The organism is Enterobacter pseudoroggenkampii, assembly GCF_026420145.1.
In the GTDB taxonomy this organism is placed as follows: Bacteria; Pseudomonadota; Gammaproteobacteria; order Enterobacterales; family Enterobacteriaceae; genus Enterobacter; species Enterobacter pseudoroggenkampii.
Map to the genome: position 1 here is coordinate 2,110,810 of NZ_JAPMLV010000001.1, position 24,214 is coordinate 2,135,023.

Annotated in this window: 28 protein-coding genes and 1 pseudogene; 21 read left to right on the plus strand and 8 right to left on the minus strand. The window is 56.2% G+C overall.

Annotation, left to right across the window (positions count from 1 at the left end; translation table 11 throughout):
• The first annotated feature begins 113 nt into the window (after positions 1 to 113).
• From fliD to amyA, 4 genes are read left to right on the plus strand one after another with little or no spacing between them, the layout of a single operon-like run.
• Positions 114 to 1,538: a flagellar filament capping protein FliD gene (fliD, locus tag OTG14_RS10385; RefSeq protein WP_024909768.1), complete on the plus strand. Its 1,425-nt coding sequence runs from the start codon at positions 114 to 116 to the stop codon at positions 1,536 to 1,538.
• A gap of 21 nt (positions 1,539 to 1,559) precedes the next feature.
• Complete coding sequence (gene fliS, locus OTG14_RS10390) at positions 1,560 to 1,964, plus strand: flagellar export chaperone FliS (protein WP_023312296.1); 405 nt, start codon at positions 1,560 to 1,562, stop codon at positions 1,962 to 1,964.
• Between the two features lie 6 nt (positions 1,965 to 1,970).
• On the plus strand, positions 1,971 to 2,345 hold the full coding sequence (gene fliT, locus OTG14_RS10395; protein ID WP_024909767.1) for a flagella biosynthesis regulatory protein FliT: 375 nt from the start codon (positions 1,971 to 1,973) through the stop codon (positions 2,343 to 2,345).
• 52 nt (positions 2,346 to 2,397) lie between these two features.
• Complete coding sequence (gene amyA, locus OTG14_RS10400) at positions 2,398 to 3,885, plus strand: alpha-amylase (protein ID WP_024909766.1); 1,488 nt, start codon at positions 2,398 to 2,400, stop codon at positions 3,883 to 3,885.
• Between the two features lie 102 nt (positions 3,886 to 3,987).
• On the opposite strand, the gene yedD is transcribed toward amyA, so the two are convergent.
• Both yedD and fliE read right to left on the minus strand, forming a co-directional pair.
• Positions 3,988 to 4,401, minus strand: coding sequence for a lipoprotein YedD (gene yedD, locus OTG14_RS10405; RefSeq protein WP_024909765.1), 414 nt, complete (start codon positions 4,399 to 4,401; stop codon positions 3,988 to 3,990).
• Positions 4,402 to 4,475: 74 nt separating this feature from the next.
• Positions 4,476 to 4,790, minus strand: coding sequence for a flagellar hook-basal body complex protein FliE (gene fliE, locus OTG14_RS10410; protein ID WP_008500329.1), 315 nt, complete (start codon positions 4,788 to 4,790; stop codon positions 4,476 to 4,478).
• A gap of 228 nt (positions 4,791 to 5,018) precedes the next feature.
• On the opposite strand from fliE, the gene fliF reads away from it, so the two are divergent.
• From fliF to rcsA, 14 genes and pseudogenes are all read left to right on the plus strand, one after another.
• Complete coding sequence (gene fliF / locus OTG14_RS10415) at positions 5,019 to 6,698, plus strand: flagellar basal-body MS-ring/collar protein FliF (RefSeq protein WP_024909764.1); 1,680 nt, start codon at positions 5,019 to 5,021, stop codon at positions 6,696 to 6,698.
• Positions 6,691 to 7,689 (plus strand): flagellar motor switch protein FliG, encoded by a 999-nt coding sequence (fliG, locus tag OTG14_RS10420; RefSeq protein ID WP_023312301.1) that lies wholly within the window; start codon positions 6,691 to 6,693, stop codon positions 7,687 to 7,689. Before fliF ends, fliG begins: the two co-directional genes overlap by 8 nt.
• On the plus strand, positions 7,682 to 8,389 hold the full coding sequence (gene fliH, locus OTG14_RS10425; protein ID WP_061714848.1) for a flagellar assembly protein FliH: 708 nt from the start codon (positions 7,682 to 7,684) through the stop codon (positions 8,387 to 8,389). Before fliG ends, fliH begins: the two co-directional genes overlap by 8 nt.
• Complete coding sequence (gene fliI / locus OTG14_RS10430) at positions 8,389 to 9,759, plus strand: flagellar protein export ATPase FliI (RefSeq protein WP_008500325.1); 1,371 nt, start codon at positions 8,389 to 8,391, stop codon at positions 9,757 to 9,759. The genes fliH and fliI overlap by 1 nt, the downstream gene beginning before the upstream one ends.
• 21 nt (positions 9,760 to 9,780) lie before the next feature.
• Positions 9,781 to 10,224: a flagellar export protein FliJ gene (fliJ, locus tag OTG14_RS10435; RefSeq protein WP_023312304.1), complete on the plus strand. Its 444-nt coding sequence runs from the start codon at positions 9,781 to 9,783 to the stop codon at positions 10,222 to 10,224.
• The gene (gene fliK / locus OTG14_RS10440; protein WP_267215027.1) at positions 10,221 to 11,453 is read left to right on the plus strand and encodes a flagellar hook length control protein FliK; all 1,233 of its coding nucleotides are present in this window, start codon (positions 10,221 to 10,223) and stop codon (positions 11,451 to 11,453) included. Before fliJ ends, fliK begins: the two co-directional genes overlap by 4 nt.
• Positions 11,454 to 11,559: 106 nt before the next feature.
• Positions 11,560 to 12,030, plus strand: coding sequence for a flagellar basal body-associated protein FliL (fliL, locus tag OTG14_RS10445; RefSeq protein WP_024909761.1), 471 nt, complete (start codon positions 11,560 to 11,562; stop codon positions 12,028 to 12,030).
• A gap of 4 nt (positions 12,031 to 12,034) precedes the next feature.
• Complete coding sequence (gene fliM / locus OTG14_RS10450; protein WP_023336184.1) at positions 12,035 to 13,039, plus strand: flagellar motor switch protein FliM; 1,005 nt, start codon at positions 12,035 to 12,037, stop codon at positions 13,037 to 13,039.
• Positions 13,036 to 13,449 carry a flagellar motor switch protein FliN gene (gene fliN / locus OTG14_RS10455; RefSeq protein WP_008500318.1) on the plus strand — a complete coding sequence of 138 codons (414 nt, stop codon included), beginning with the start codon at positions 13,036 to 13,038 and terminating at the stop codon, positions 13,447 to 13,449. The genes fliM and fliN overlap by 4 nt, the downstream gene beginning before the upstream one ends.
• A 2-nt stretch (positions 13,450 to 13,451) precedes the next feature.
• Positions 13,452 to 13,826 carry a flagellar biosynthetic protein FliO gene (gene fliO, locus OTG14_RS10460; protein WP_032641435.1) on the plus strand — a complete coding sequence of 125 codons (375 nt, stop codon included), beginning with the start codon at positions 13,452 to 13,454 and terminating at the stop codon, positions 13,824 to 13,826.
• Positions 13,826 to 14,563 (plus strand): flagellar type III secretion system pore protein FliP, encoded by a 738-nt coding sequence (gene fliP / locus OTG14_RS10465; RefSeq protein ID WP_024909733.1) that lies wholly within the window; start codon positions 13,826 to 13,828, stop codon positions 14,561 to 14,563. The genes fliO and fliP overlap by 1 nt, the downstream gene beginning before the upstream one ends.
• Before the next feature lie 9 nt (positions 14,564 to 14,572).
• Positions 14,573 to 14,842 carry a flagellar biosynthesis protein FliQ gene (gene fliQ, locus OTG14_RS10470; protein WP_008500315.1) on the plus strand — a complete coding sequence of 90 codons (270 nt, stop codon included), beginning with the start codon at positions 14,573 to 14,575 and terminating at the stop codon, positions 14,840 to 14,842.
• A 7-nt stretch (positions 14,843 to 14,849) separates the two neighbouring features.
• Positions 14,850 to 15,642: pseudogene (fliR, locus tag OTG14_RS10475) on the plus strand (flagellar biosynthetic protein FliR); the annotation flags it as partial.
• 287 nt (positions 15,643 to 15,929) lie between these two features.
• The gene (gene rcsA, locus OTG14_RS10480) at positions 15,930 to 16,553 is read left to right on the plus strand and encodes a transcriptional regulator RcsA (protein WP_008500313.1); all 624 of its coding nucleotides are present in this window, start codon (positions 15,930 to 15,932) and stop codon (positions 16,551 to 16,553) included.
• Between the two features lie 101 nt (positions 16,554 to 16,654).
• Here the strand turns inward: rcsA and dsrB are convergent, their stop codons facing one another.
• The gene (dsrB, locus tag OTG14_RS10485; RefSeq protein WP_008500312.1) at positions 16,655 to 16,843 is read right to left on the minus strand and encodes a protein DsrB; all 189 of its coding nucleotides are present in this window, start codon (positions 16,841 to 16,843) and stop codon (positions 16,655 to 16,657) included.
• Between the two features lie 129 nt (positions 16,844 to 16,972).
• On the opposite strand from dsrB, the gene yodD reads away from it, so the two are divergent.
• Both yodD and OTG14_RS10495 read left to right on the plus strand, forming a co-directional pair.
• Positions 16,973 to 17,200, plus strand: coding sequence for a YodD family peroxide/acid resistance protein (yodD, locus tag OTG14_RS10490; protein WP_148769029.1), 228 nt, complete (start codon positions 16,973 to 16,975; stop codon positions 17,198 to 17,200).
• 300 nt (positions 17,201 to 17,500) lie between these two features.
• Positions 17,501 to 18,301 (plus strand): mannosyl-3-phosphoglycerate phosphatase-related protein, encoded by an 801-nt coding sequence (locus OTG14_RS10495; RefSeq protein WP_267215028.1) that lies wholly within the window; start codon positions 17,501 to 17,503, stop codon positions 18,299 to 18,301.
• Here OTG14_RS10495 and dgcQ read toward each other — a convergent pair.
• From dgcQ to OTG14_RS10510, 3 genes are all read right to left on the minus strand, one after another.
• Positions 18,298 to 19,986, minus strand: a complete 1,689-nt coding sequence (gene dgcQ / locus OTG14_RS10500; RefSeq protein WP_248272607.1) for a cellulose biosynthesis regulator diguanylate cyclase DgcQ — start codon at positions 19,984 to 19,986, stop codon at positions 18,298 to 18,300. The two genes, OTG14_RS10495 and dgcQ, sit on opposite strands and share 4 nt — an antisense overlap.
• A 73-nt stretch (positions 19,987 to 20,059) precedes the next feature.
• Positions 20,060 to 20,242: a YodC family protein gene (locus tag OTG14_RS10505; RefSeq protein WP_023618677.1), complete on the minus strand. Its 183-nt coding sequence runs from the start codon at positions 20,240 to 20,242 to the stop codon at positions 20,060 to 20,062.
• A gap of 78 nt (positions 20,243 to 20,320) precedes the next feature.
• Entirely contained in the window at positions 20,321 to 21,232 is a 912-nt protein-coding gene (locus OTG14_RS10510) for a DUF808 domain-containing protein (RefSeq protein ID WP_032646386.1), read from the minus strand.
• Positions 21,233 to 21,410: 178 nt separating this feature from the next.
• On the opposite strand from OTG14_RS10510, the gene yedA reads away from it, so the two are divergent.
• On the plus strand, positions 21,411 to 22,325 hold the full coding sequence (gene yedA / locus OTG14_RS10515) for a drug/metabolite exporter YedA (RefSeq protein WP_267215029.1): 915 nt from the start codon (positions 21,411 to 21,413) through the stop codon (positions 22,323 to 22,325).
• Here the strand turns inward: yedA and OTG14_RS10520 are convergent.
• Positions 22,297 to 22,788 (minus strand): very short patch repair endonuclease, encoded by a 492-nt coding sequence (locus tag OTG14_RS10520; RefSeq protein ID WP_267215030.1) that lies wholly within the window; start codon positions 22,786 to 22,788, stop codon positions 22,297 to 22,299. The genes yedA and OTG14_RS10520 overlap by 29 nt on opposite strands.
• Positions 22,769 to 24,184, minus strand: a complete 1,416-nt coding sequence (locus tag OTG14_RS10525) for a DNA cytosine methyltransferase (RefSeq protein ID WP_148769021.1) — start codon at positions 24,182 to 24,184, stop codon at positions 22,769 to 22,771. The genes OTG14_RS10520 and OTG14_RS10525 overlap by 20 nt, the downstream gene beginning before the upstream one ends.
• Positions 24,185 to 24,214 lie beyond the last annotated feature (30 nt).

A 24,214-nucleotide genomic window follows, 5' to 3' on the forward strand; every position in this document is an offset into this window, starting at 1 on the left:
CCCCGCCAGGACGCGTCTATTCTTTGGATTATTTTTTTCTCGCCATCGTAAACTTTTACCTTGAGAGGCCGATAAGAGTCCTGAACTACTTTCGTATTTTAAGGAAAATATGCATGGCTACTATCAGTAACCTCGGGATAGGTTCTGCAGGACTCGGGGATTTATATAATCAGTTGGAAGCGGCAGAGAAAACCAAGCTGACGACGATTACTTCCCAGCAATCAACGTATAACGCACAGCTAAGTGCTTACGGCAAGCTGCAGAGCGCCATGACATCGCTGCAGACTGCGACCGCTGCACTGGGTAAAGCAACCACCTGGAACTCAACGTCCGTTAGCAGCACCAACACGGCCTTTACTGCCACCACAACGGCTGACGCGTCCGTGGGTTCCTTTGTTGTCAACGTCAACCAGGTTGCGAAAGCACAGGCACTCACTACCGGCTCCTATGCTAACAACACGGATCTGCTGGGCGATACGACAGGTACAACGCGTAAAATCACCATCACCCAGCCGGGTACCACAACGCCTTTAGAGGTCACCCTGGCAGATGGCGATACGTCGCTGGCCGGGATCGCGAGCGCCATTAATAAAGCGAACGGCAACGTCACCGCCAGCGTCATTAAAGCGAAAGACGGTGATTACCGCCTGATGCTGTCATCAAAAACCACCGGTACCGATGGTGCGATGACGGTAAGCGTTACCGGCGACGCCAAGCTGCAAAGCGCCATTGGCTACGATTCAACCACCAAAACGGGCGCGCTGACGGTGAATACCGCCGCGCAGAACGCGATTGTGGTGGTGAACAACATCTCGATCGAGCGCCAGTCAAATACCATTACCGATGCGCTGCCTGGGGTCACCTTCAGCGTGAAAGCGCAAAGCACGGCAGACGAAACCCTTGAGGTTTCACGCGCAACGGATGCAAACCAGAAGGCGATCACGGACTGGGTCACAGCGTATAACTCGCTGCAGTCTACCATTAACAGCCTGACGAAGTATGTTCCGGTCGATGCAGGCTCTGGCAGCCAGTCTACCAGCAACGGCGCGTTGGTCGGTGATGCGAACGTGCGCGGGGTTCAGTCTCAGCTGCGCGGCCTGCTGACCGAAGTGCAGACCGGCTCAATTCAGATCATGGCCCAGTTGGGGATTACCCAGGACCCGGTGAAAGGCGCGGACGGTACCGTCGGTAACCTGAAAGTCGACACCGATAAGCTGAAAAAAGCGCTGACCGACAACCCGAACGCCGTACAGCAGTATTTTGTCGGTGACGGAAAGAAAACCGGTATGGCGACCCAGATGAACAACACGCTGACCACCATGCTCAGCACCAGTACCGGCAGCGCCGGGGTGATCCAGAACGCGAAAGACGGGATCAACAAAACGCTGAAAACGCTGGGCGAACGTTACGATGCCATGGATGCCCAAATTGAAGCCACCATGGCACGTTACAAAACCCAGTTCACCAGTCTGGACGTATTAGTCACCAAAATGACCAGTACAGCCAACTACCTGACCCAACAGTTCTCACAAAAGTAGTCGTAGCCTTCAGGAGTGGATATGTATAAGACCTCTGGTGTTCAATCCTATCAGCAGATAGGAGTCGAAAGCGCAGTCATGAATGCCAGTCCACACCAGCTGATTGTCATGTTGTTCGACGGGGCGCATAGCGCCCTTGTTCGCGCGCGTTTGTTCATGGAAGCCGGACAAATTCGCGAAAAAGGCGAAGCCTTATCCAAAGCCATCAACATCATCGACAACGGTTTAAAAGCAGGACTGAACATGGAGGTTGAGAGCGAGTTGTCCGGTAACCTTGCCTCCTTGTACGAATATATGGTTCGACGTTTGTTGCTGGCGAATGTCAGTAATGACGTAGACGCAATTGTTGAAGTCGAGGGTTTATTAAACAACATTGCGGATGCGTGGAAGCAAATCGGCCCCAATGCGTCCTCTATATCAGGATAATTTTTGATGAATAATCCCAGCGCAGCGCTTAGCCACTGGCAGGCGCTACATGCTCAGAGCATTGCTATGCTAAATCTCGCACATTCTGGTCAATGGGATGCGCTTATCGAGCAGGAAATGCATTACGTTCAACTGGTGGAAAAGATTTCGCAAACGCCCATCATGTCATGCCCTCCGGCTCAGGTTGAGCAAGCGCGTGCGCTGCTGGAAATGATCCTTGAAAATGAGAATGCGCTAAAGGCACTGTTGAAAGTCCGCATGGACGAACTGCGCAGTCTGATTGATCAAACCGGTAAACAGCAATCCATCACTTCTACCTATGGAAAGCTGTCAGGGAATATTCTTTATCCAGAAAGTTTTACCCGCGACACACAACTATGATTTCTTCATCCATACTCCAGAAGTCTGCCAACCGGCTTCTGGAGCAAGGATGATGAAAAACCCCACCCTGTTACAATGTTTTCACTGGTATTACCCTGCTGGCGGTGAATTGTGGCGAGAGGTCACGGCGTTAGCTCCCAATCTTAACGAAATCGGCATCAACATGATCTGGCTGCCACCCGCCTACAAAGGTGCGTCCGGCGGGTATTCTGTCGGCTATGACTCTTACGACCTGTTCGATCTCGGCGAGTTTGACCAGAAAGGCAGTATTGCCACGAAATACGGCGACAAAGCGCAGCTGCTGGAGGCCATTAACGCCCTCAAAAGCAACGACATTGCCGTGCTGCTGGACGTGGTGGTCAACCACAAAATGGGTGCCGATGAGAAAGAATCTGTCCGCGTTCAGCGTGTGAATGAACAGGACCGCACGCAAATCGATGACGAGGTCATCGAGTGTGAAGCCTGGACCCGCTATACCTTCCCTGCCCGCGCCGGGCAATATTCCCGGTTTATCTGGGACTACAAATGCTTCAGCGGCGTCGACCACATTGAAAACCCCGATGAAGACGGCATCTTTAAAATCGTCAACGACTACACCGGCGAAGGCTGGAACGATCAGGTTGATGATGAGATGGGTAACTTCGATTACCTGATGGGCGAAAATATCGACTTTCGCAATCACGCCGTGACCGAGGAGATCAAATACTGGGCCCGCTGGGTCATGGAACAGACGCGCTGCGACGGTTTTCGTCTGGACGCCGTTAAGCATATTCCCGCCTGGTTTTACAAAGAGTGGATTGAGCACGTCCAGGAAGTCGCCGACCAGCCGCTGTTTATCGTGGCGGAATACTGGTCCCACGAGGTGGATAAACTTCAGGCCTATATTGACCAGGTCGAAGGCAAAACCATGCTGTTTGATGCTCCCCTGCAGATGAAATTCCACGAGGCGTCACGTCAGGGTCGGGATTACGACATGAGCCAAATCTTCACCGGTACCCTGGTGGAAGCCGATCCATTTCATGCGGTGACCCTCGTCGCGAACCATGACACCCAGCCTTTACAGGCACTCGAAGCGCCGGTCGAAGCCTGGTTCAAGCCGCTGGCCTACGCGCTAATCCTGCTGCGGGAAAATGGCGTGCCGAGCGTCTTTTATCCGGATCTCTTCGGCGCCAGCTATGACGACACGGGAGGAGACGGTGAAACGTACCATATTGATATGCCGGTCATTGAGCAGCTTCACGAGCTGATCCTCGCGCGTCAGCGTTTTGCCCACGGCGTGCAGACGCTGTTTTTCGACCATCCTAACTGCATTGCCTTCAGCCGCAGCGGCACGGATGACGATCCCGGCTGCGTGGTGGTGATGTCAAACGGGGACGACGGTGAAAAAGTGATTTGTCTTGGGGAAAACTACGGCAACAAAACGTGGCGGGATTTTCTCGGCAATCGCGAAGAAACCATCACTACGGCGGCGGATGGCGAAGGCACTTTTACCTGCAAAGGCGGAAGCGTGAGCGTGTGGGTAATAGAGGATGCGCTTTAGAACAGGAAACGTGCGGCCTGATGCCCTCACCCCGTCCCTCTCCCACAGGGAGAGGGCGCAAACACCAAAAACGGCAACGAGGTTGCCGTTTTGCGTTTACCTTTAGGGCAGTTTACTCGCCAGCGGATTCTTGCTCAGGTAATCGGCACACTCAACCGTTGGACGATCGACCTTCTGCAGCTCCAGCCCGTCGTACTCAAGCGTCAAGCCATCGCGCTCCAGCGGATAGATATCGAGCTTACGCGTCACGTTGTAATAACTGTCTGAACGCAGCATGATTTTACCCGGCACGGCAATCACGCGCTGCCACTGACGGCAGTCCAGCGTATCGCCCTCCTCCGTCACCACCAGCGTGGCAATCGCATTCGGGCTGACCATGTTGCTCTGCGGCCCTTTCGACTGCCAGTATCCCGCCAGATGCGCCGGGACAGGATGCTTAATCACGTCGTTATAGTTATCGACCTGAACGCACCCGGTCAGTGCCAGCAGCGCGCCAGCAATTGCTATTTTTTTCATCATCTTTCCTGCATTCGAAGAAAAAAATATTGTGGCATTAAAGCGCTGCGGCTGCCAGCGAAGATCGACAGGTCTTAAACCTGCATTCCCATGACCTCTTGATAGGCCGACACCAGCTTGTTACGCACCTGGATCCCCATCTGCAGGGAAACCGAGGCTTTTTGCAAATCGGTCATCACATCATTCAGCGCCACGCCCGGCTCACCGAGGGTGAACTTTTCTGCCTGAGTGCGCGCTGCGGTCTGGGTATCACTGATACGGTCAAGAGCGGCATGCAGTTGCCCTGCGAAGCTGATGCTCGGCTGCTGATCTGCCACATTCTGATTACGGGCCGTCATCGCCGTTGCCTGCAACTGACTGATTACCCCTTCAATGCCCTGTATAGCCATGACTTTCCCCTGGATGGTTTTTTACGCGGTCAAGACTAACAGCTTGTCAATAAGATAATGGCGGTAAATAGCATGAAAAAACCAGGTTATTTGACCCATAGAAAATCACGAATCATCAAATAATGGCAGGGCCATCAATATGGAACTTTTGTCGTGTTTGCCGACCCGGGAGTCAGTTTTGTTTCTCTACACGAATAACGTAAACCACCAGGATTTAAGAGGTGCGCAATGAGTGCAACAGCATCGACAGCGCCGCAGAATAAATCACTCGAGTGGATGAACCGCCTTCGCGCGAATCCTAAAATCCCGTTGATCGTGGCAGGCGCTGCCGCAATTGCGATCCTTGTAGCGATGGTCCTGTGGGCGAAAAGCCCTGATTACCGGACACTCTACAGTAACCTTTCCGATCAGGATGGCGGCGCCATCGTCACCCAGCTTACCCAGATGAACATCCCTTATCGCTTTGCCGATAATGGCGGTGCGCTTGAGGTACCGGCAGATAAGGTGCACGAACTGCGTCTGCGTCTGGCTCAGCAGGGGCTGCCGAAGGGCGGTGCGGTTGGCTTTGAGCTGCTGGATCAGGAAAAATTCGGTATCAGCCAGTTCAGCGAGCAGGTGAACTACCAGCGTGCGCTGGAAGGTGAACTGGCCCGCACCATTGAAACATTAGGCCCGGTGAAGAGTGCCCGCGTGCACCTGGCGATGCCTAAACCTTCTTTATTTGTCCGTGAACAGAAATCACCTTCGGCTTCCGTTACCGTGAACCTCGAACCTGGCCGCGCGCTGGACGAAGGGCAAATCAGCGCGGTGACGCATCTCGTCTCCAGCGCCGTCGCCGGTCTGCCACCGGGTAACGTAACGCTGGTTGACCAGAGCGGTCACCTGCTGACGCAATCCAACACCGCCGGTCGCGATCTCAATGACGCGCAGCTGAAATATGCCGCCGATGTCGAAAGCCGTCTCCAGCGTCGTATTGAAGCGATCCTCGGCCCGGTTGTGGGTAACAGCAACGTGCACGCGCAGGTTACCGCGCAGATCGACTTCGCGAATAAAGAACAAACTGAAGAACAATACAGCCCGAACGGCGATGCGGCTCAGGCGGTAATGCGTTCACGCCAGATCAATTCGAACGAACAGGTCGGCGGTGCATACCCAGGCGGCGTGCCGGGTGCGTTGTCTAACCAGCCGGCCCCGGCTAACGCGGCGCCGATCTCTACGCCTCCGGCCAATCAGCAGAACGGTCAGCAAAATAATCAGCAGACCACCTCAACGGCCAGTAACGCCGGTCCGCGTACCAGCAGTCGTAACGAAACCACGAACTATGAAGTGGACCGGACGATTCGCCACACTAAACTGAACGTGGGCGATATTCAGCGTCTTTCCGTTGCGGTAGTGGTGAACTACAAAACGCTGGCGGATGGCAAACCGTTGCCGCTGACCGCCGAGCAGATGAAGCAGATTGAAAACCTGACCCGTGAAGCGATGGGTTACTCCGAGAAGCGCGGCGATACCCTCAACGTGGTGAACTCACCGTTCAACTCGGTTGAAGAGACCGGCGGTGAACTGCCGTTCTGGCAACAGCAGGCGTTTATCGACCAGCTGATGTCCGCAGGCCGCTGGCTGCTGGTGCTGATTGTCGCGTGGCTGCTGTGGCGTAAGGGCGTTCGTCCGCAGCTCCAGCGCCGCGCTGAAGCCGAAAAAGCGGCTCGCGAGCAGATGAATGCGCGTCAGGAAACCGAAGAAGCGGTTGAAGTGCGTCTCAGCAAAGATGAACAGATGCAGCAGCGTCGTGCTAACCAGCGCATGGGCGCTGAGGTCATGAGCCAGCGCATTCGCGAAATGTCAGATAACGATCCGCGCGTCGTGGCGCTGGTCATTCGCCAGTGGATGGGTAACGAACATGAGTAATACGCTTACGGGCACCGATAAAAGCGTCATCCTGCTGATGACCATTGGCGAAGATCGCGCGGCAGAGGTGTTTAAACACCTCTCCCAGCGAGAAGTGCAAATTCTCAGTGCGGCCATGGCCAACGTGCGTCAGATCTCCAACAAGCAGTTGACTGAAGTGCTGGCAGAGTTTGAACAGGAAGCCGAACAGTTTGCCGCGCTGAACATCAACGCCAACGACTACCTCCGTTCCGTGCTGGTCAAGGCGCTGGGCGAAGAGCGTGCCTCCAGCCTGCTGGAAGACATTCTGGAAACCCGCGATACCGCCAGCGGTATCGAAACGCTCAACTTTATGGAACCACAGAGTGCCGCCGACCTTATTCGCGACGAGCACCCGCAGATTATCGCCACCATCCTTGTCCACCTTAAACGTGGTCAGGCGGCCGATATTCTGGCGCTGTTCGAAGAGCGCCTGCGTCACGACGTGATGCTGCGTATCGCCACCTTCGGTGGCGTCCAGCCTGCCGCGCTGGCGGAGCTGACCGAGGTGCTGAACAACCTGCTCGACGGCCAGAACCTCAAGCGCAGCAAAATGGGCGGCGTGAGAACGGCGGCGGAAATCATCAACCTGATGAAAACGCAGCAGGAAGAGGCTGTCATTACGGCGGTTCGCGAATTCGACGGCGAGCTGGCCCAGAAAATCATCGACGAGATGTTCCTGTTCGAGAACCTCGTCGAAGTGGACGACCGCAGCATCCAGCGCCTGCTCCAGGAAGTGGATTCCGAGTCGCTGCTTATCGCCCTCAAAGGCGCCGAGCAGCCGCTGCGCGAGAAATTCCTGCGCAACATGTCTCAGCGTGCGGCCGATATCCTGCGCGACGATCTTGCCAACCGCGGCCCGGTTCGTCTGTCTCAGGTGGAAAACGAACAGAAAGCCATTCTGCTTATTGTTCGTCGTCTGGCGGAAACCGGCGAGATGGTGATTGGCAGCGGAGACGACACCTATGTCTAATGAGCTGCCGTGGAAGCGCTGGACGCCGGACGATCTGGCTCCTCCCCTCTCCGAGTTCACGCCAGCCGCGCTCCCGACAGAGGAGCTTGACCCGGACGTCGAGCAGCCCGAGCTGAGCGAAGAAGAGCAGCAAGCTCAAATGCTGGCTCAGCTGCAAATGCAGGCGCACGAGCAGGGCTACAATGCCGGTCTGAACGAAGGCCGGCAGAAAGGCCATGAGCTGGGGTATCAGGAAGGCCTGTCGAAAGGGTTAGAGCACGGTATCGATCAGGCGCGCCAGCAGCAGGCGCCGATCCATGCCCGCATGCAGCAGCTGGTCAGCGAGTTTCAGCACACGCTGGACGCGCTGGACAGCGTGATTGCCTCGCGACTGATGCAGATGGCGCTGGAAGCCGCGCGTCAGGTGATCGGCCAGACGCCCGTGGTGGATAACACGGCGCTTATCAAACAAATTCAGGGCCTGCTGCAGCAGGAGCCGCTGTTCAGCGGGAAGCCGCAGCTGCGCGTCCATCCGGACGATCTGCAGCGTGTGGAAGAGAGCCTGGGCGCGACGCTAAACCTGCACGGCTGGCGCCTGCGTGGTGACCCGTCGTTACATCACGGCGGCTGCAAAGTCTCTGCCGATGAAGGTGACCTGGATGCCAGCGTCGCCACCCGCTGGCAGGAACTGTGCCGCCTGGCGGCACCGGGAGTCGTCTGATGACTGCGCGCCTCACCCGCTGGCTCACCACGCTCGACAACTTTGAGACGAAGATGGCGCAACTGCCATCTGTTCGTCGTTATGGGCGACTGACGCGCGCCACCGGTCTGGTACTGGAGGCCACCGGCCTGCAGCTGCCGCTGGGCGCGACCTGCGTGATCGAGCGTCAGGACGGTCTGGAAACGCGTGAAGTGGAAAGCGAAGTAGTCGGGTTCAACGGCCAGCGCCTGTTCCTGATGCCGCTTGAAGAGGTGGAAGGCATTCTGCCCGGCGCGCGCGTGTATGCCAAAAACACGTCTGGCGACGGGCTGCAAAGCGGGAAGCAGCTGCCGCTTGGCCCTGCCCTGCTGGGCCGCGTGCTGGACGGCAGCGGGAAGCCGCTCGACGGACTGCCCTCCCCGGACACCACCGAAACCGGCGCGCTGATCACCCAACCGTTTAACCCCCTGCAGCGAACCCCTATCGAGCATGTGCTCGACACCGGCGTGCGCCCGATTAACGCCCTGCTGACCGTGGGACGCGGACAACGTATGGGCCTGTTCGCCGGGTCAGGCGTGGGTAAATCCGTCCTGCTCGGCATGATGGCGCGCTACACGCAGGCTGATGTGATCGTTGTAGGTCTGATTGGCGAACGTGGTCGTGAAGTAAAAGACTTTATTGAAAACATTCTGGGAGCGGAAGGCCGCGCCCGCTCGGTGGTCATCGCCGCGCCGGCGGACGTGTCGCCGCTGCTGCGTATGCAGGGTGCCGCGTATGCCACCCGTATTGCCGAAGATTTCCGCGACCGCGGCAAGCACGTGCTGCTGATCATGGATTCCCTGACCCGCTACGCGATGGCACAGCGTGAAATCGCGCTGGCCATCGGTGAGCCACCGGCGACCAAAGGCTATCCGCCTTCGGTCTTCGCCAAACTCCCTGCCCTCGTTGAGCGCGCGGGGAACGGCATCAGCGGCGGCGGTTCCATCACCGCGTTCTATACGGTACTGACCGAAGGCGATGACCAGCAGGACCCGATTGCCGACTCCGCGCGCGCGATCCTTGACGGCCATATTGTGCTGTCGCGTCGTCTCGCCGAAGCCGGACACTATCCGGCCATTGATATTGAAGCCTCTATCAGCCGCGCAATGACGGCGCTGATAACCGAGAAGCACTACGCCCGCGTGCGTAACTTTAAACAACTCCTCTCCAGCTTCCAGCGCAACCGCGATCTGGTCAGCGTGGGGGCGTATGCCAAAGGCAGCGACCCGATGCTCGACAAAGCGATTACCCTGTGGCCGCAGCTGGAGGCATTTTTGCAACAAGGCATTTTTGAACGCGCCGACTGGGAAGATTCAATTCAGGCACTGGAGCTGATTTTCCCGCAGGTGTAACACAGGTGGAGGGCGAAGGTCATGGCGCAAAACAGCGCGTTATCAACGCTGAAAGATCTGGCTGAAAAAGAAGTTGATGATGCCGCATTGCAGCTTGGCGCAATGCGACGCGGGTGCCAGCAGGCTGAAGAACAGTTGAAGATGTTGATCGACTATCAGCATGAATATCGCACCAACCTCAATACCGATATGACACAGGGCATTGGAAGCCAGCGCTGGATTAACTATCAGCAGTTTATCCAGACGCTGGAGAAGGCGATAGATCAGCATCGCCAGCAGCTTAACCAGTGGACCCAGAAAGTCGATACCGCGCTGAATTTCTGGCGTGAGAAGAAGCAGCGGCTGCAGGCCTGGCAGACTTTACAGGACCGACAGATCGCGGCAACTACCCTGGCGGAAAACCGTCTGGATCAGAAGAAAATGGATGAGTTTGCCCAGCGCGCATCAATGAGGAAACCGGAATGATCACACTGCAACAACTGCTGATGAGCGACAGCGACCTGTCAGGCGGCACGCAGACAGGGAAAGGCACCGACGGTGCACAGGACTTTCTCTCTCTGCTGGCGGGCGCCCTATCGGACGCAACGGGCAAGGGCAAAGATGCGCCGCTGACCCTGGCTGACCTGAAAGCCGCCGGCAGTAAGCTGTCAAAAGTGGCTCAGGACGCCAAAGGGGATACCACCCTGCAGGACAAAATTGCCGACCTGCTCTCGCGCCAAACCGCGTTGAATGGCAATGAAACGTCGCCCATCAACTCGCTTGATACGCTGGTTTCCGGGCTGGTTCCGCTGTCTAAAGGTGACGCACTGAAGACGCTCAATGCGGCAAACAGCAAGGATGACGGTAAAAGCGAGCTGAGCGAAGAAGAACTGGCCGGATTGAGCGCCCTGATGGCGATGCTGCCGCACCAGCAAACTACCGCCTCTCGCGTGGCGGGCAGTGACGGCGTTTCGGTCACCGCAACGCTGAATTCCGCGACGCTTTCGCACAATGGTGCGGACCAACCGTCCCTGAACGCGCCTGCAGGAAGCCATGATAAAGCGCAGAATTCTACGCCTTATCAGAGCCAGGTTAAAAATCACGAACCTGCCCTGTCGGGCAACGCGCCGACAACCCCGGCCCTGGCCGCAGCGGCAGAGAAGCAGGAGCTCGCCAGTTCCTCCTCCTCAGCCTCCCCAACGGCTACCCTGGCACCGATTATGTCCAGCCATGTGACCAGTCAGACGGCCGCCACCGTCGCCACCGCGCCGGTGTTAAGCCAGCCTCTGGGCACCCACGAATGGCAGCAATCCCTGAGCCAGCACATCACCCTGTTCACTAAGCAGGGCCAGCAGACAGCCGAGCTGCGTCTGCACCCGGAAGATCTGGGTCAGGTGCAAATTTCGCTTAAGCTGGATGATAACCAGGCGCAGCTGCAGATGGTCTCTGCGCACAGCCATGTTCGTGCGGCGCTGGAAGCCGCGCTGCCGGTACTGCGGACCTCACTGGCGGAGAACGGCATTCAGCTTGCGCAGAGCAGCGTCAGCAGCGAGAGCTTTGCCGGGCAGCAGCAGTCCTCATCCCAGCAGCAGCACCAGGCTTCGCGTTCCGGCAACGCCGGCGGTTTTAATGAAGAGAGCGATGAACTACTGCCTGTTCCTGCTGCCCTGCAATCCGCCGCACGCGGTAACAGTGCCGTAGACATCTTCGCCTAAACGCCAGAGGTAGCGTGATTATCCCCGTCTTTTCCACGCTTTGACGACAGCAGGACACGGGATAATCACCTTATTAAGCTGTACCGAAACAGGAAGCTCGTATCAGATGACTGACTCCGCTATCACCAAAAAAAGTAAGCGCTCCATCTGGATCCCGCTGCTGGTGTTGATTACGCTCGCCGCCTGCGCCACCGCGGGCTATAGTTACTGGCGTATGCAGCAGAAACCTACCACCGCTGCAGCCAAAGCTGAAGCGCCTCCTCCGCCGGCTCCAGTTTTCTTCCCGCTGGATACCTTCACCGTCAATCTGGGTGATGCGGATCGTGTGCTTTATGTTGGCATTACGCTGCGCCTGAAAGATGAAGCCACTCGTTCACGTCTGAACGATTACCTTCCGGAAGTGCGCAGCCGCCTTCTGCTGCTGTTCTCTCGTCAGGACGCTTCGACGCTGGCCACCGATGTGGGTAAGCAAAAGCTGGTCGACGCCATTAAACAAACGCTGGCGACCCCGCTGGTAAACGGCCAACCTAAGCAGGAAGTCACTGACGTTCTGTATACAGCATTCATTCTGCGGTAACGACATGGGCGACAGTATTCTTTCTCAGGCAGAAATCGATGCGCTGCTCAACGGCGACAGCGATAACAATGATGATCCTAAACCGGGTATTGGCGGCGATAGCGATATTCGTCCCTATGACCCGAATACCCAGCGTCGCGTGGTACGTGAACGTCTGCAGGCGCTGGAGATCATTAACGAACGTTTTGCACGTCAGTTCCGTATGGGGCTGTTTAACCTGCTGCGTCGTAGCCCGGATATCACGGTCGGTGCGATCCGCATTCAGCCGTATCATGAGTTTGCCCGCAACCTGCCGGTGCCAACCAACCTTAACCTGATTCATCTGAAGCCGCTGCGCGGCACCGGTCTGGTGGTGTTTTCCCCAAGCCTGGTGTTCATCGCGGTGGATAACCTGTTCGGCGGCGACGGGCGTTTCCCGACCAAAGTAGAAGGTCGTGAATTCACCCACACCGAACAGCGCGTCATTAACCGCATGCTGAAGCTGGCGCTGGAGTCTTACAGCGACGCGTGGAAAGCGATTAACCCGCTGGAAGTGGAGTACGTCCGTTCTGAGATGCAGGTGAAATTTACCAATATCACCACCTCCCCGAACGATATCGTCGTTAACACCCCGTTCCACGTGGAGATCGGTAACCTGACCGGCGAGTTCAACATCTGCCTGCCGTTCAGCATGATCGAACCGCTGCGCGAGCTGCTGGTTAACCCGCCGCTGGAGAACTCCCGCAACGAGGACCAGAACTGGCGTGAGAACCTGGTCCGCCAGGTCCAGCATTCGCAGCTTGAGCTGGTGGCGAGCTTCGCCGATATCCCGCTGCGGTTATCTCAGATCCTGAAATTACAACCCGGTGATGTTTTGCCGATAGAAAAACCCGACCGCATTATTGCCCATGTGGATGGTGTCCCCGTGCTGACAAGCCAGTACGGCACGATTAACGGTCAGTATGCGTTACGCGTTGAGCACTTGATCAACCCGATTTTGAATTCGCTGAATGAGGAACAGCCCAAATGAGTGACATGAACAATCCGTCCGATGAAAACAGCGGAGCACTGGACGATCTGTGGGCTGACGCGTTAAACGAGCAAAAAGCGACCCCGGCCAAAAGCGCAGCGGATGCCGTATTCCAGCAGCTCGGCGGCGGTGATGTCAGCGGCACGCTGCAGGACATCGACCTGATTATGGATATCCCGGTTAAGCTGACCGTTGAACTGGGACGCACCCGCATGACCATTAAAGAGCTGCTGCGCCTGACGCAGGGCTCCGTGGTAGCCCTTGACGGTCTGGCCGGTGAGCCGCTGGATATTCTGATCAACGGCTATCTGATTGCTCAGGGTGAAGTGGTGGTGGTGGCCGATAAATACGGCGTACGTATCACCGATATCATTACCCCGTCTGAACGTATGCGTCGTCTGAGCCGTTAAGCATGAAAACCCAGGCAACACTATCGCAACCTTCTGCCGTTCCCGGCTCGCCTCTGCTCCAGGTGAGCGGGGCGTTGTTCGGTATTATTGCCTTTATTCTCATCGCCGCCTGGCTGGCGAAGCGCTTTGGCCTGGCGGGTAAAACCGCCGGTGCCCGCGGTCTGAAGGTCAGCGCCAGCACCACGCTGGGGCCACGCGAACGCGTGGTCATCGTCGAGGTGGACGACGCGCGTCTGGTTCTGGGCGTAACGGCCTCAAACATCAGCGTATTACATAAACTGCCGCCCGCCCCTGCTGTGGTGGACGAGCGCGCAGACGCCCCTGCGGATTTTCAGTCCGTCATGAAGAGTTTGCTTAAGCGTTCCGGGAGATCCTGATGCGCCGTTTGTTATCCCTGACGCTTGCGGGCGTTGGCCTGTTTGCTCCCGCGGTTTATGCACAGCTGCCCGGTCTGGTCTCCACCCCTCTCGCGGGCGGCGGACAAAGCTGGTCCCTTCCGGTCCAGACGCTGGTATTCATCACCTCGCTGACGTTTATTCCGGCCATCCTGCTGATGATGACCAGCTTCACCCGCATTATCATCGTCTTTGGTCTGCTGCGAAACGCGCTGGGCACCCCTTCCGCACCGCCAAACCAGGTTCTGCTTGGGCTGGCACTGTTTTTGACCTTCTTCATTATGTCGCCGGTGATCGATAAGATTTATACCGACGCCTACCAGCCGTTCAGCGAAGATAAAATATCCATGCAGGAGGCGCTGGATAAAGGCGCGCAGCCGCTGCGAGAATTTATGCTGCGCCAGACGCGCGAAGCCGACCTGGCCCTCTTTGCCCGCCTGTCCAACACCGGTGAGCTGCAGGGACCGGAATCAGTGCCAATGCGTATTCTTCTGCCTGCCTATGTCACCAGCGAGCTGAAAACCGCGTTCCAGATTGGCTTTACCATCTTTATTCCGTTCCTGATTATCGACCTGGTGATCGCCAGCGTCCTGATGGCGCTCGGGATGATGATGGTGCCGCCCGCGACCATTGCCCTGCCCTTTAAGATCATGCTTTTTGTACTGGTCGACGGCTGGCAGCTTTTGGTCAGCTCGCTGGCGCAGAGTTTCTACAGTTAAGGAACGGCAATGACACCCGAATCGGTCATGATGATGGGCACGGAGGCGATGAAAATCGCGATTGCCGTTGCCGCTCCGCTGCTGCTTGTCGCGCTGGTTACCGGTCTGATTATCAGTATTCTGCAGGCCGCCACGCAGATTAACGAAATGACGCTGTCGTTCATCCCGAAAATCATCGCCGTGTTCGTGGCGATTATCGTGGCCGGACCGTGGATGCTGAACCTGCTGCTGGACTATATGCGCAACCTGTTTACCAATCTGCCGTACATCATCGGCTGACCTGACGATGCTGCACTTCACCAGCGACCAGTGGGTTCAGTGGCTCGGCGTCTATTTCTGGCCGATGCTGCGCATCATGGCACTGATCTCTACCGCCCCCATTCTTAGCGAGAAATCGATACCCAAGCGCGTCAAGGTGGGGCTGGGCATTATCATCTCCATTATCGTCGCGCCCTCTCTCCCCCCTGTGGATATTCCGATCTTCTCGGCGAACGCGGTGTGGGTCGCCCTGCAGCAGGTGATGATTGGCGTCGCCGTCGGCTTTACCATGCAGCTCGCCTTCGCCGCGGTGCGTACCGCAGGGGAACTGATCGGTCTGCAGATGGGGTTATCGTTCGCCACGTTTGTTGATCCCGGTAGTCATCTCAACATGCCCGTGCTGGCGCGCATTATCGATCTGCTCGCCATGCTGCTGTTCCTGTCGTTCAACGGCCATCTGTGGCTTATCTCCATGCTGGTGGATACGTTCCATACGCTGCCGATTGGCGAAAATCCGGTGAACAGCAACGCTTTCCTGGCGCTCACCCGCGCGGCGGGGCTGATCTTCCTGAACGGGCTGATGCTGGCGCTGCCGATCATCACCCTGCTGCTGACCGTCAACCTGGCATTAGGTTTACTGAACCGAATGGCGCCGCAGCTTTCGGTGTTTGTCATTGGTTTTCCGCTGACGCTGACGGTTGGAATTTTATTAATGTCATTACTGATGCCACTTATCGCTCCCTTCTGTGAACATTTATTCGGCGAGATATTCAACTTGTTAGCGGATATTGTCAGCGAACTGCCTCGTAAATAATAGCCCGCACTGTTGCTACTGTCTTTCTGAGGATATTCCTAAAATAAAACACGAAAAACATCTTCCAGGATATATCTGACGCGGTTTAATTGTTTCTAACCATCTCACAATACTTAATATTTACTTTACTTTAAGAAGATTCCTGGCAAATTATACGTAACTTTACGGGATAGTGAGTCCGCCTGAAAGTCTTTGTCATGCTCACAGGTTTATTATTTTTTTCCATCCCGTATGGCTGTTTTGAGCTCTCAGGCAGATGGTGAATTATCGTTACGCATTGAGTGAGGGTATGCCATGTCAACGATCATTATGGATTTATGCAGCTACACCCGGCTAGGGTTAACCGGGTACCTGGCAAGCAGAGGGGTAAGAAAGAGAGACATCAACGATGCACACACCGTTGACGAACTCGCAGCCGCTTGTGACGAACTAAAACCAGGCGTGGTGTTTATTAATGAGGACTGTTTCATTCACGATCCAGCCAACAGTCAGCACATTAAGCAAATCATTAATCAGCATCCTAAAACCCTGTTTATTGTTTTTATGGCGATCGCGAATATCCATTTCGATGAGTATTTGTTGGTCCGTAAAAATTTATTGATCAGTTCTAAATCGATTAAACCCGAGTCGCTGGATGACATTCTGGGTGATTATTTGAATAAAGAAGTTAAGAATGTAGGAGCGGTTAACTTACCCACCCTATCATTAAGCAGGACTGAATCAAGTATGCTGCGAATGTGGATGGCGGGACAAGGAACTATTCAGATCTCGGACCAGATGAATATTAAAGCGAAAACCGTTTCGTCACACAAAGGAAATATTAAACGGAAAATTAAAACGCATAATAAGCAAGTGATCTACCACGTGGTACGCCTGACCGATAATGTGACGAACGGGATTTTCGTCAACATGCGTTAGTCGCTTAAGACCCTGTGCACCCTACCTTTGATCTCTGGCCTGGCCAGAGATTTTTGCTTCTATGAGGTTGTCGGGCACGCGCTGTGCTACCCGACGCCGTGCTAGTCAGCTTTCTCAACAAAAATGCCGTCCGGATGCCCCAGTTCGTTAAAAAACCAGATGCCGAGCGGGTAGTCTTCCAGTGATACCAGGTACATTGTACCTTCGCTAAACTCTTCAATTGCCAGCACCACGCCCGGGCGGCGTGGCCCACCGTCCGTTTTAACCGTTACCCGATCGTTGACCTTCATACATTCCTCCTCTGGTTTTGAGCCAGTGTAGAACAAAACGCAAAAACGCACATCGCCGCCCGGCGTGAATGGCGTTTTTATCTACAGTCTATACTTAGCGATGGACCCGGCTGAATGAGGAACCCCGCAATGAAGACCGATAAAGAGTACAGCGACACCATCAAGCGCGAAGTCGAGGTGGATGTCGATGCCCTGCTGGCCGCCATCAATGAGATCAGTGAGTCAGAAGTCCGCAGGACGGACGACAATTCGGACCACGTCATTGTTAACGGAAGGGATTATCACACCTATCGTGAGCTGGCCGAGGCCTTCGAGCTTGATATTCACGACTTTAGCGTGTCTGAAGCCAATCGGTAAGGCGAAAAAAATCCCGGTCATGGGGATGACCGGGATCAAAACTTGCTTATGCAAGAAGCACTTGAAAATTCGTTACACCAGGAAATCTGATGTACACGCCACACTATCCCCAACGAATTTGTCTGACAAGCATATATTCTTATGATGAATATAATATTTTTAACATAATGCTTTTTGTTATGAGCAATAACATACGCCGAATGCGGGTTTGCCAGGGACTGTTCCCATTTCTCCTGTTAACACTTCGGTCATTTTTTAGGAATTTTCTTAGAGCGCAACGCAGCTATCACGGGAGTCACTATGCCTTCACTGCGGGATACCTTGCTGATTTTTTCTGACCTGGATGGCTCGTTGCTGGATATTCATACCTATGAGTGGCAGCCAGCAATGCCCTGGCTGGACAGGCTACTGGATGATCAGATACCGGTTATTCTCTGCAGCAGCAAGACCGCGGCAGAGATGCTGGATATCCAGCAGGATCTGGGCCTGGAAGGCTTGCCGTTTATTGCCGAGAACGGCGCGGTAATTCAGCCTGACGTGCGTTGGGAGAAGGTTCAGCGCCAGATCAGGGGGATGACGCACCGGGATATTCGCCCGCGGGTCGAACACATTCGCCTGCAGACGGGCTTTAAGTTCACCACCTTTGACGACGTGGACGATCGCGTTATTAGCGAGTGGACCGGACTGACGCGCTACCGTTCGGCGCTTGCCCGCAAGCATGAAGCATCCGTCACGCTCATCTGGCGCGATACCGACGAGAAACTGGTTCAGTTTGAAGAGCAGCTGGCGCACAGCGGTCTGAAATGTCTGCAGGGAGCGCGCTTCTGGCATATTCTGGACGCCCGCTGCGGTAAGGACGTGGCGGTTAACTGGCTGATTGCGCAGTACCGCGAGCAGGAAGAGATCGAACCCACCACGCTGGGGCTCGGCGACGGCCCTAATGATGCACCGTTGCTCGACAGCGTTGACTTCGCGGTGGTCATCAAGGGTATTAACCGCCAGGGCATCACGCTACGGGACGATAACCCCGGGCGGGTTTATCACACCCGGCAGCCCGGCCCCGCGGGCTGGCAGGAGGGACTGGATCACTTCCTGTCCTAATCCCGCCAGACGACCCGGTTACGGCCGCACTGTTTGGCCTGATACAGCCGGGCATCCGCCACGGACTGCAGCTGTTCGAACTCGTAGTTACCCGCTTCATCCGCGCTGCTGACCCCCAGCGATGCGCTGATGCGCAGAGTCGTGCTCTTCTTCACCAGGATCTCCTTGCTGTCGATCCGGCAGCGAATGCGCTCGGCGACGCCTCTCGCCTCTTCCAGACCAATCCCTGGCAGGACGATGCAAAACTCTTCCCCGCCTACACGCCCTGCCACATCATTTTTGCGTAGCGCGCTGGCAATCAGTCCTGCTGTATGCGATAGCACCTTATCACCGGCCTGATGGCCGAAACGGTCGTTGATGTTCTTAAAATGGTCGAGATCGATCTGAATCACCGAGAACGGCAGCGACTGCTGGCGACAGGTTTCCGCCAGCAATTTGGCGCGATCGAACAGCGCGCCGCGGTTATTCAGCCGGGTAAGCGGGTCATGCCAGGCCTGCCACTGGAGCGAGTGCTGAAGCGTGTACATGTTACTCACCATCCGACGGATCACCAGCCATGAGATCAACAGCATGGCGGTAAAGAGCGCCCACAGCAGCGCCAGAACAATACTGATGCTGCCGAAGTCGTCCTGCACTCCTTCGTGCAGGGTGTGGATCCGCAGGACAACGCCATCGAAGTGATCGAGCCGCTCCCAGCTAACGAAACGGCTTCCGAGGCGGATCCCGCCGCCGGTAGCGTGCTCAATCGCCTGCGCAATCTGCGCCGTTTCGCGTTCGTCAAAATGGTTAACCGCGTTTTCCGCGTGGGCTGAGGTGGCAATCATATTGAGCCGGGTATCGTACAGCTGATACTCCCCCTCCGTTCGATCTTCCGTCGCATCGGCCAGCAGACGCTGCATCGTGCTCAACGTAAAATCCATCGCCACGACGCCATACCAGTAATGATCGAAATAGATGGGAACGCTGGCGGTGATCGTACGTTCATCATTGGTCCAGGATGAAGGGGTAGAGATAAACCAGCGCACCGCGCGAGTGCGATTGTTCCGTTCCGACTGCTGGGTAAACCAGGACTGCGTGACCAGATGATAATAGCGGGAGGTGATATCACCCGCCTGGTCAGGTGTATCCGTGGAAACGAAAAATCCGGCGCGGGACACGTAGATCACGCGCGCTTCCGTTTGCGCTCTCGATGACGCCAGCCTGAGCAGATACCCCACTTCGAGCGCGGCAGAAATTTCGTGGCTGAGGCGCTCGGCGTCACGATTCAGAAGCGTGGTTTTTTCGACGAACGCGTCCGAAACGCCATTAATGGGAAGGGTGCGTTTTTTATCAACGGCAAGCTGCCAGGTAGGGAGCGTGCGGACGGTGTTAAAGCGTGACACCGCGTTCTGTAATGCATCAAATGCCAGCGGCGTCTGGATTGCATCACGCATGCCCTGACGGAACAACAGCATCCTGTCCACGCTGTTCTGTAACTGCCTGTCCAGCGAACTGGCCACCGTATCCAGATGGTTGCGTTGGCTGGAGATATACGCCTCTTCGAGGACCACCACCTCACGCCAGGTCAGAAGCGTGGAAAACACCAAAACGACCAGAAAACAGAGATTAACAATCAACCCCGGATTGCTACGCTTATGCAGCCATTGCAAAAATGATTGTCTTACAACAAAGGTATCGCGCTGCACACACACTCCATGATGACGGCCTTACACCCGGTACGTGAGATAAAAACGCCCGGCAAAGCCGGGCGTTATGTGATTAAGCCTTGTCCCGCTGGTGCTGCCCGTCCCCCGGCTGAAGCTCATCTTCACGAAATGCTTCCCGCTTGATGCTATAGCCATCGTGCCACCGACATTCCACCATTCCGCTGGAATACCCGGTGACAATCATACGTGGGCCGCCCTTCTTAGGCTTAACTTCATCACTGACCAAAAAGACCATACCTGCCTCCTGTATCAGGGTGAAACTGTTTCAATTTAGACGAGGAATGGTCTTTTTGCATCCCACAACGGGTAACAATTAGTGCGATGTGCCGCGTATTTTTTCAACCAGCTTCACCGCCGCGACCACGATAGCGCCAATGATAAAGCCCAGCACCAGATTCAGCAGCGTGGGCAGAATCGCCGCGACAACGGCACCCTGCGTCGAGGAAAAATGTTCGATAGCATGGTGCAGCGGCGCAATGCCGTGAACCACGATCCCGCCGCCCACGAGGAACATCGCCAGCGTGCCCACTACCGACAAACTCTTCATCAGCCACGGAGCCAGCACCAGCAGGCTTTTGCCGATGCCTCTTGCCACCGCGCTCGATTTCTCCTCCAGCCAGTAGCCGATATCGTCCAGCTTCACGATCAGTCCCACCAGGCCGTACACGCCTACGGTGACCAGAATGGCGATGCCGGAAAGGATAAGAACCTGATTCAGGAGCGGAGCGTCGGACACGATGCCCAGCGTAATGGCGACAATCTCCGCGGACAGGATAAAGTCGGTCCGAATGGCGCCTTTGACCTTATCGCGTTCGAAGGTTTTCGGATCCTGCGCGGCCAGCGCTTCAAGACGCTGCTGGCGCACCTCCGGCGTATCGCTCTGCTTGCGCGCGCTAAAGGAGTGCAGAACCTTCTCAACGCCCTCGAAGCAGAGAAATGCCCCGCCAATCATCAGTAACGGCGTGATGGCCCAGGGAATGAATGCGCTGATCAGCAGCGCCAGCGGCACCAGAATCACCTTATTCAGGAAGGAGCCTTTTGCTACGCCCCACACCACCGGCAGTTCACGGTTTGCCCTTACCCCACTCACCTGCTGGGCGTTAAGCGATAAATCATCTCCCAGCACGCCTGCGGTTTTCTTCGCCGCCAGTTTTCCCATCACTGAAATGTCATCCAGTAAGGTGGCAATATCATCCAGCAATGTTAATAAGCTACTTCCTGCCAAAATCTTAATCCTTCATTTTTTGGTAATTAAGTGAATAGTATGGAGCAAAAGCGCCAACCCGGAAACAGGCACCTGACGTCAACAAAAAATTCACATCCGCTACACAATTAAAGGGCTCGCCAGCGCGATAGTTTTCGCGTTTACTATCAGCGAACTTTTTATTTCGTCGTGAGGGATTATGCGTTTCCGGCAACTGCTACCGCTCATCGGGGCACTCTTTTCGCTGTACATCATCTGGGGTTCAACCTACTTTGTCATTCGCATCGGCGTGGAAAGCTGGCCGCCGCTGATGATGGCGGGCATTCGCTTCCTCTCGGCGGGCATCCTGCTGCTGGCCTTCCTGCTGCTGCGCGGGCATAAGCTTCCCCCGCTGCGCCCGATGCTGAACGCCGCCCTGATCGGCCTGCTGCTGCTGGCGGTGGGTAACGGGTTTGTGACGATTGCCGAGCACCAGAAGGTCCCGTCCGGGATCGCCGCCGTGGTCGTTGCCACCGTACCGCTGTTTACCCTCTGCTTTAGCCGCCTTTTCGGTATCCGCACCCGCAAGCTGGAATGGCTGGGGATCGGTATTGGCCTGGCCGGCATTGTTCTGCTCAACAGCGGCGGTAACCTGAGCGGGAATCCGTGGGGCGCGGTGATTATCCTGATTGGCTCGATGAGCTGGGCGTTTGGTTCCGTCTACGGTTCGCGTATCGAACTGCCGACCGGCATGATGGCAGGCGCGATAGAGATGCTCGCCGCGGGGATTGTCCTGCTGCTAGCCTCCGCGCTGACGGGAGAAACGCTGACCGCGCTGCCGGACCTGTCGGGCTTTCTCGCGGTAGGGTATCTGGCGCTGTTTGGCTCTATCATCGCCATTAATGCCTATATGTTCCTGATCCGCAACGTCTCCCCGGCTGTCGCCACCAGCTACGCCTACGTCAACCCGGTCGTGGCCGTGCTGCTCGGGACAGGACTGGGGGGAGAAACGCTCTCACCTGTGGAATGGATTGCTCTTGGGATCATCGTGTTTGCCGTCGTGCTGGTCACGCTGGGCAAATATCTGCTGCCGGCAAAACCGGTCGTCACCCCTTGCGGGGTGGATAAACCGTAAGCAGGTGAATGCCCTGCGTGTCGATCTGCGCGGTCTGGCCGCCGCCGCAGATCCACTCTTCCAGCCGTTCGCTCAGATCGGCATCGTTCAGCTTTAATCTGCCTCTCAGCGCACACTCCCAGACGATCAGCACCCGCCAGCCCTGCGCCAGCAGCGTGGTCAGATCCCGCCTGTCGCGCTCGACGTTCTTGCCAATCTTATCCAGCCAGAAATCAGTGCGCGTCGCGGGGACTTTAAACAGGTAGCAGTCGTGGTGGTGCCAGAAACAGCCGTGGGTAAAGATGATGCACTGCCAGGCGTCGATGACGAAATCCGGCCGGCCCGCAAGCGCGGGATCCTGCACGCGGAAATCAAACCCCGCCTGCGTCAGCAGCCCGGCCAGTCGCTTTTCGATGGCGGTGTCACGCGTGCCGATGGCACGCATGTTTTTGCTGCGCGTCGCCTTATCGTGAACATCCGTCATTGACGGCCTCACCCTGACGGAGCGCCACCGCCTGTCTGATGCGCGAGGCCAGCAGTTTGGCCACAGCGGCGAACGCGGGAACCACCACCGAATTACCAAACTGGCGGTACGCCTGGGTATCCGAGACCGGAATGCGGAAGCGATAACCCTGCGGCGTTTCAAAGCCCATCAGCCGGGCGCATTCGCGGGGCGTTAAGCGTCGCGGACGGTGACGCTGATTATGCGGATCGTCAAAATCTTTTTCACCCAGCGCCTTGTCCCACCCTCTGTCGATCAGGATTTCCGCGCCGTCTTTGTAGTAGCGAGCAGACAGCGTGCGGGTCACGCTGTGCGGATCGTTCGGGTTTACCATCCCAAAACCGAAGCCGTTACCCTTTGCCTGATGTTTCTTGGCATAGCGGTAGAGGTATTTCCACAGCACCGGGGTGAGGATAAATTTCGCGTCAACGGCGGGTTCCAGCAGGTCGGCCACGGTAGGACGCCGCTCGGGATACAAAGACGGGATATCCCGCAGGGTGAAATCCCCCTTGAGATTGAGATCGCGGCGGAAACCCACCAGCACGATACGTTCGCGGTGCTGGGGCAGGAAATGTTTCCCATCAATGATTTTGGGATCGTCCGCGCCCATGTCCTGTGAATCGGCCACGTCATAACCCAGCTCATCCAGCGTTTGCATGATAATGCGGAAGGTTTTCCCGCCGTCGTGGCTTTTTAAGTTTTTGACGTTTTCCAGTACAAAAATGGCCGGACGACGGGCGTCAATAATGCGCGCCACGTCAAAAAACAGCGTTCCCTGGGTATCACAGGCGAAACCGTGGGCGCGTCCAAGCGCATTCTTTTTGGAGACGCCGGCCAGCGAGAACGGCTGACACGGGAAGCCCGCCAGCAGCACGTCATGCGCCGGGATCGTCTGGCGAATGTGCTCGGCGGCCTGCTCATCGCTCACGCCGCTTTTATGGCTCAGGGTGACATCGCGGATATCCGCGTTGAAGTGATGCTCGTGCGGATCGCAGTACCAGTTTGCCTTGTAGGTGCGCACGGCGTGCTTGTTCCACTCGCTGGTAAACACGCACTGTCCACCGATGGCTTCAAAACCGTGTCGGATGCCGCCGATACCGGCAAACAGATCGATAAACCGGAAGGCATAGTTCGGGTGCGCGGCAGAAGGACGCGGAAGCAGGTTTTGCAGATAACGAAATTCGCCTTCACTCAGGCGACGCCCTGCGCGGTCGCTGGTCAGCAGACGTTTAAGGATCGCCGGGCTCCAGTGGCTCTCGCCGTGCGCCACCAGCAGACTGGCCAGCGTTTTAGCATCATAGATATCCAACAGCTGGCGCAGTAAGGCCTGCACCGTTGCCGTTGATTTCTCAGCCTGCGCGGGCGCGGGCTCTGTCACTGATCGATTTTCCTGCATTCTTTTAACCGG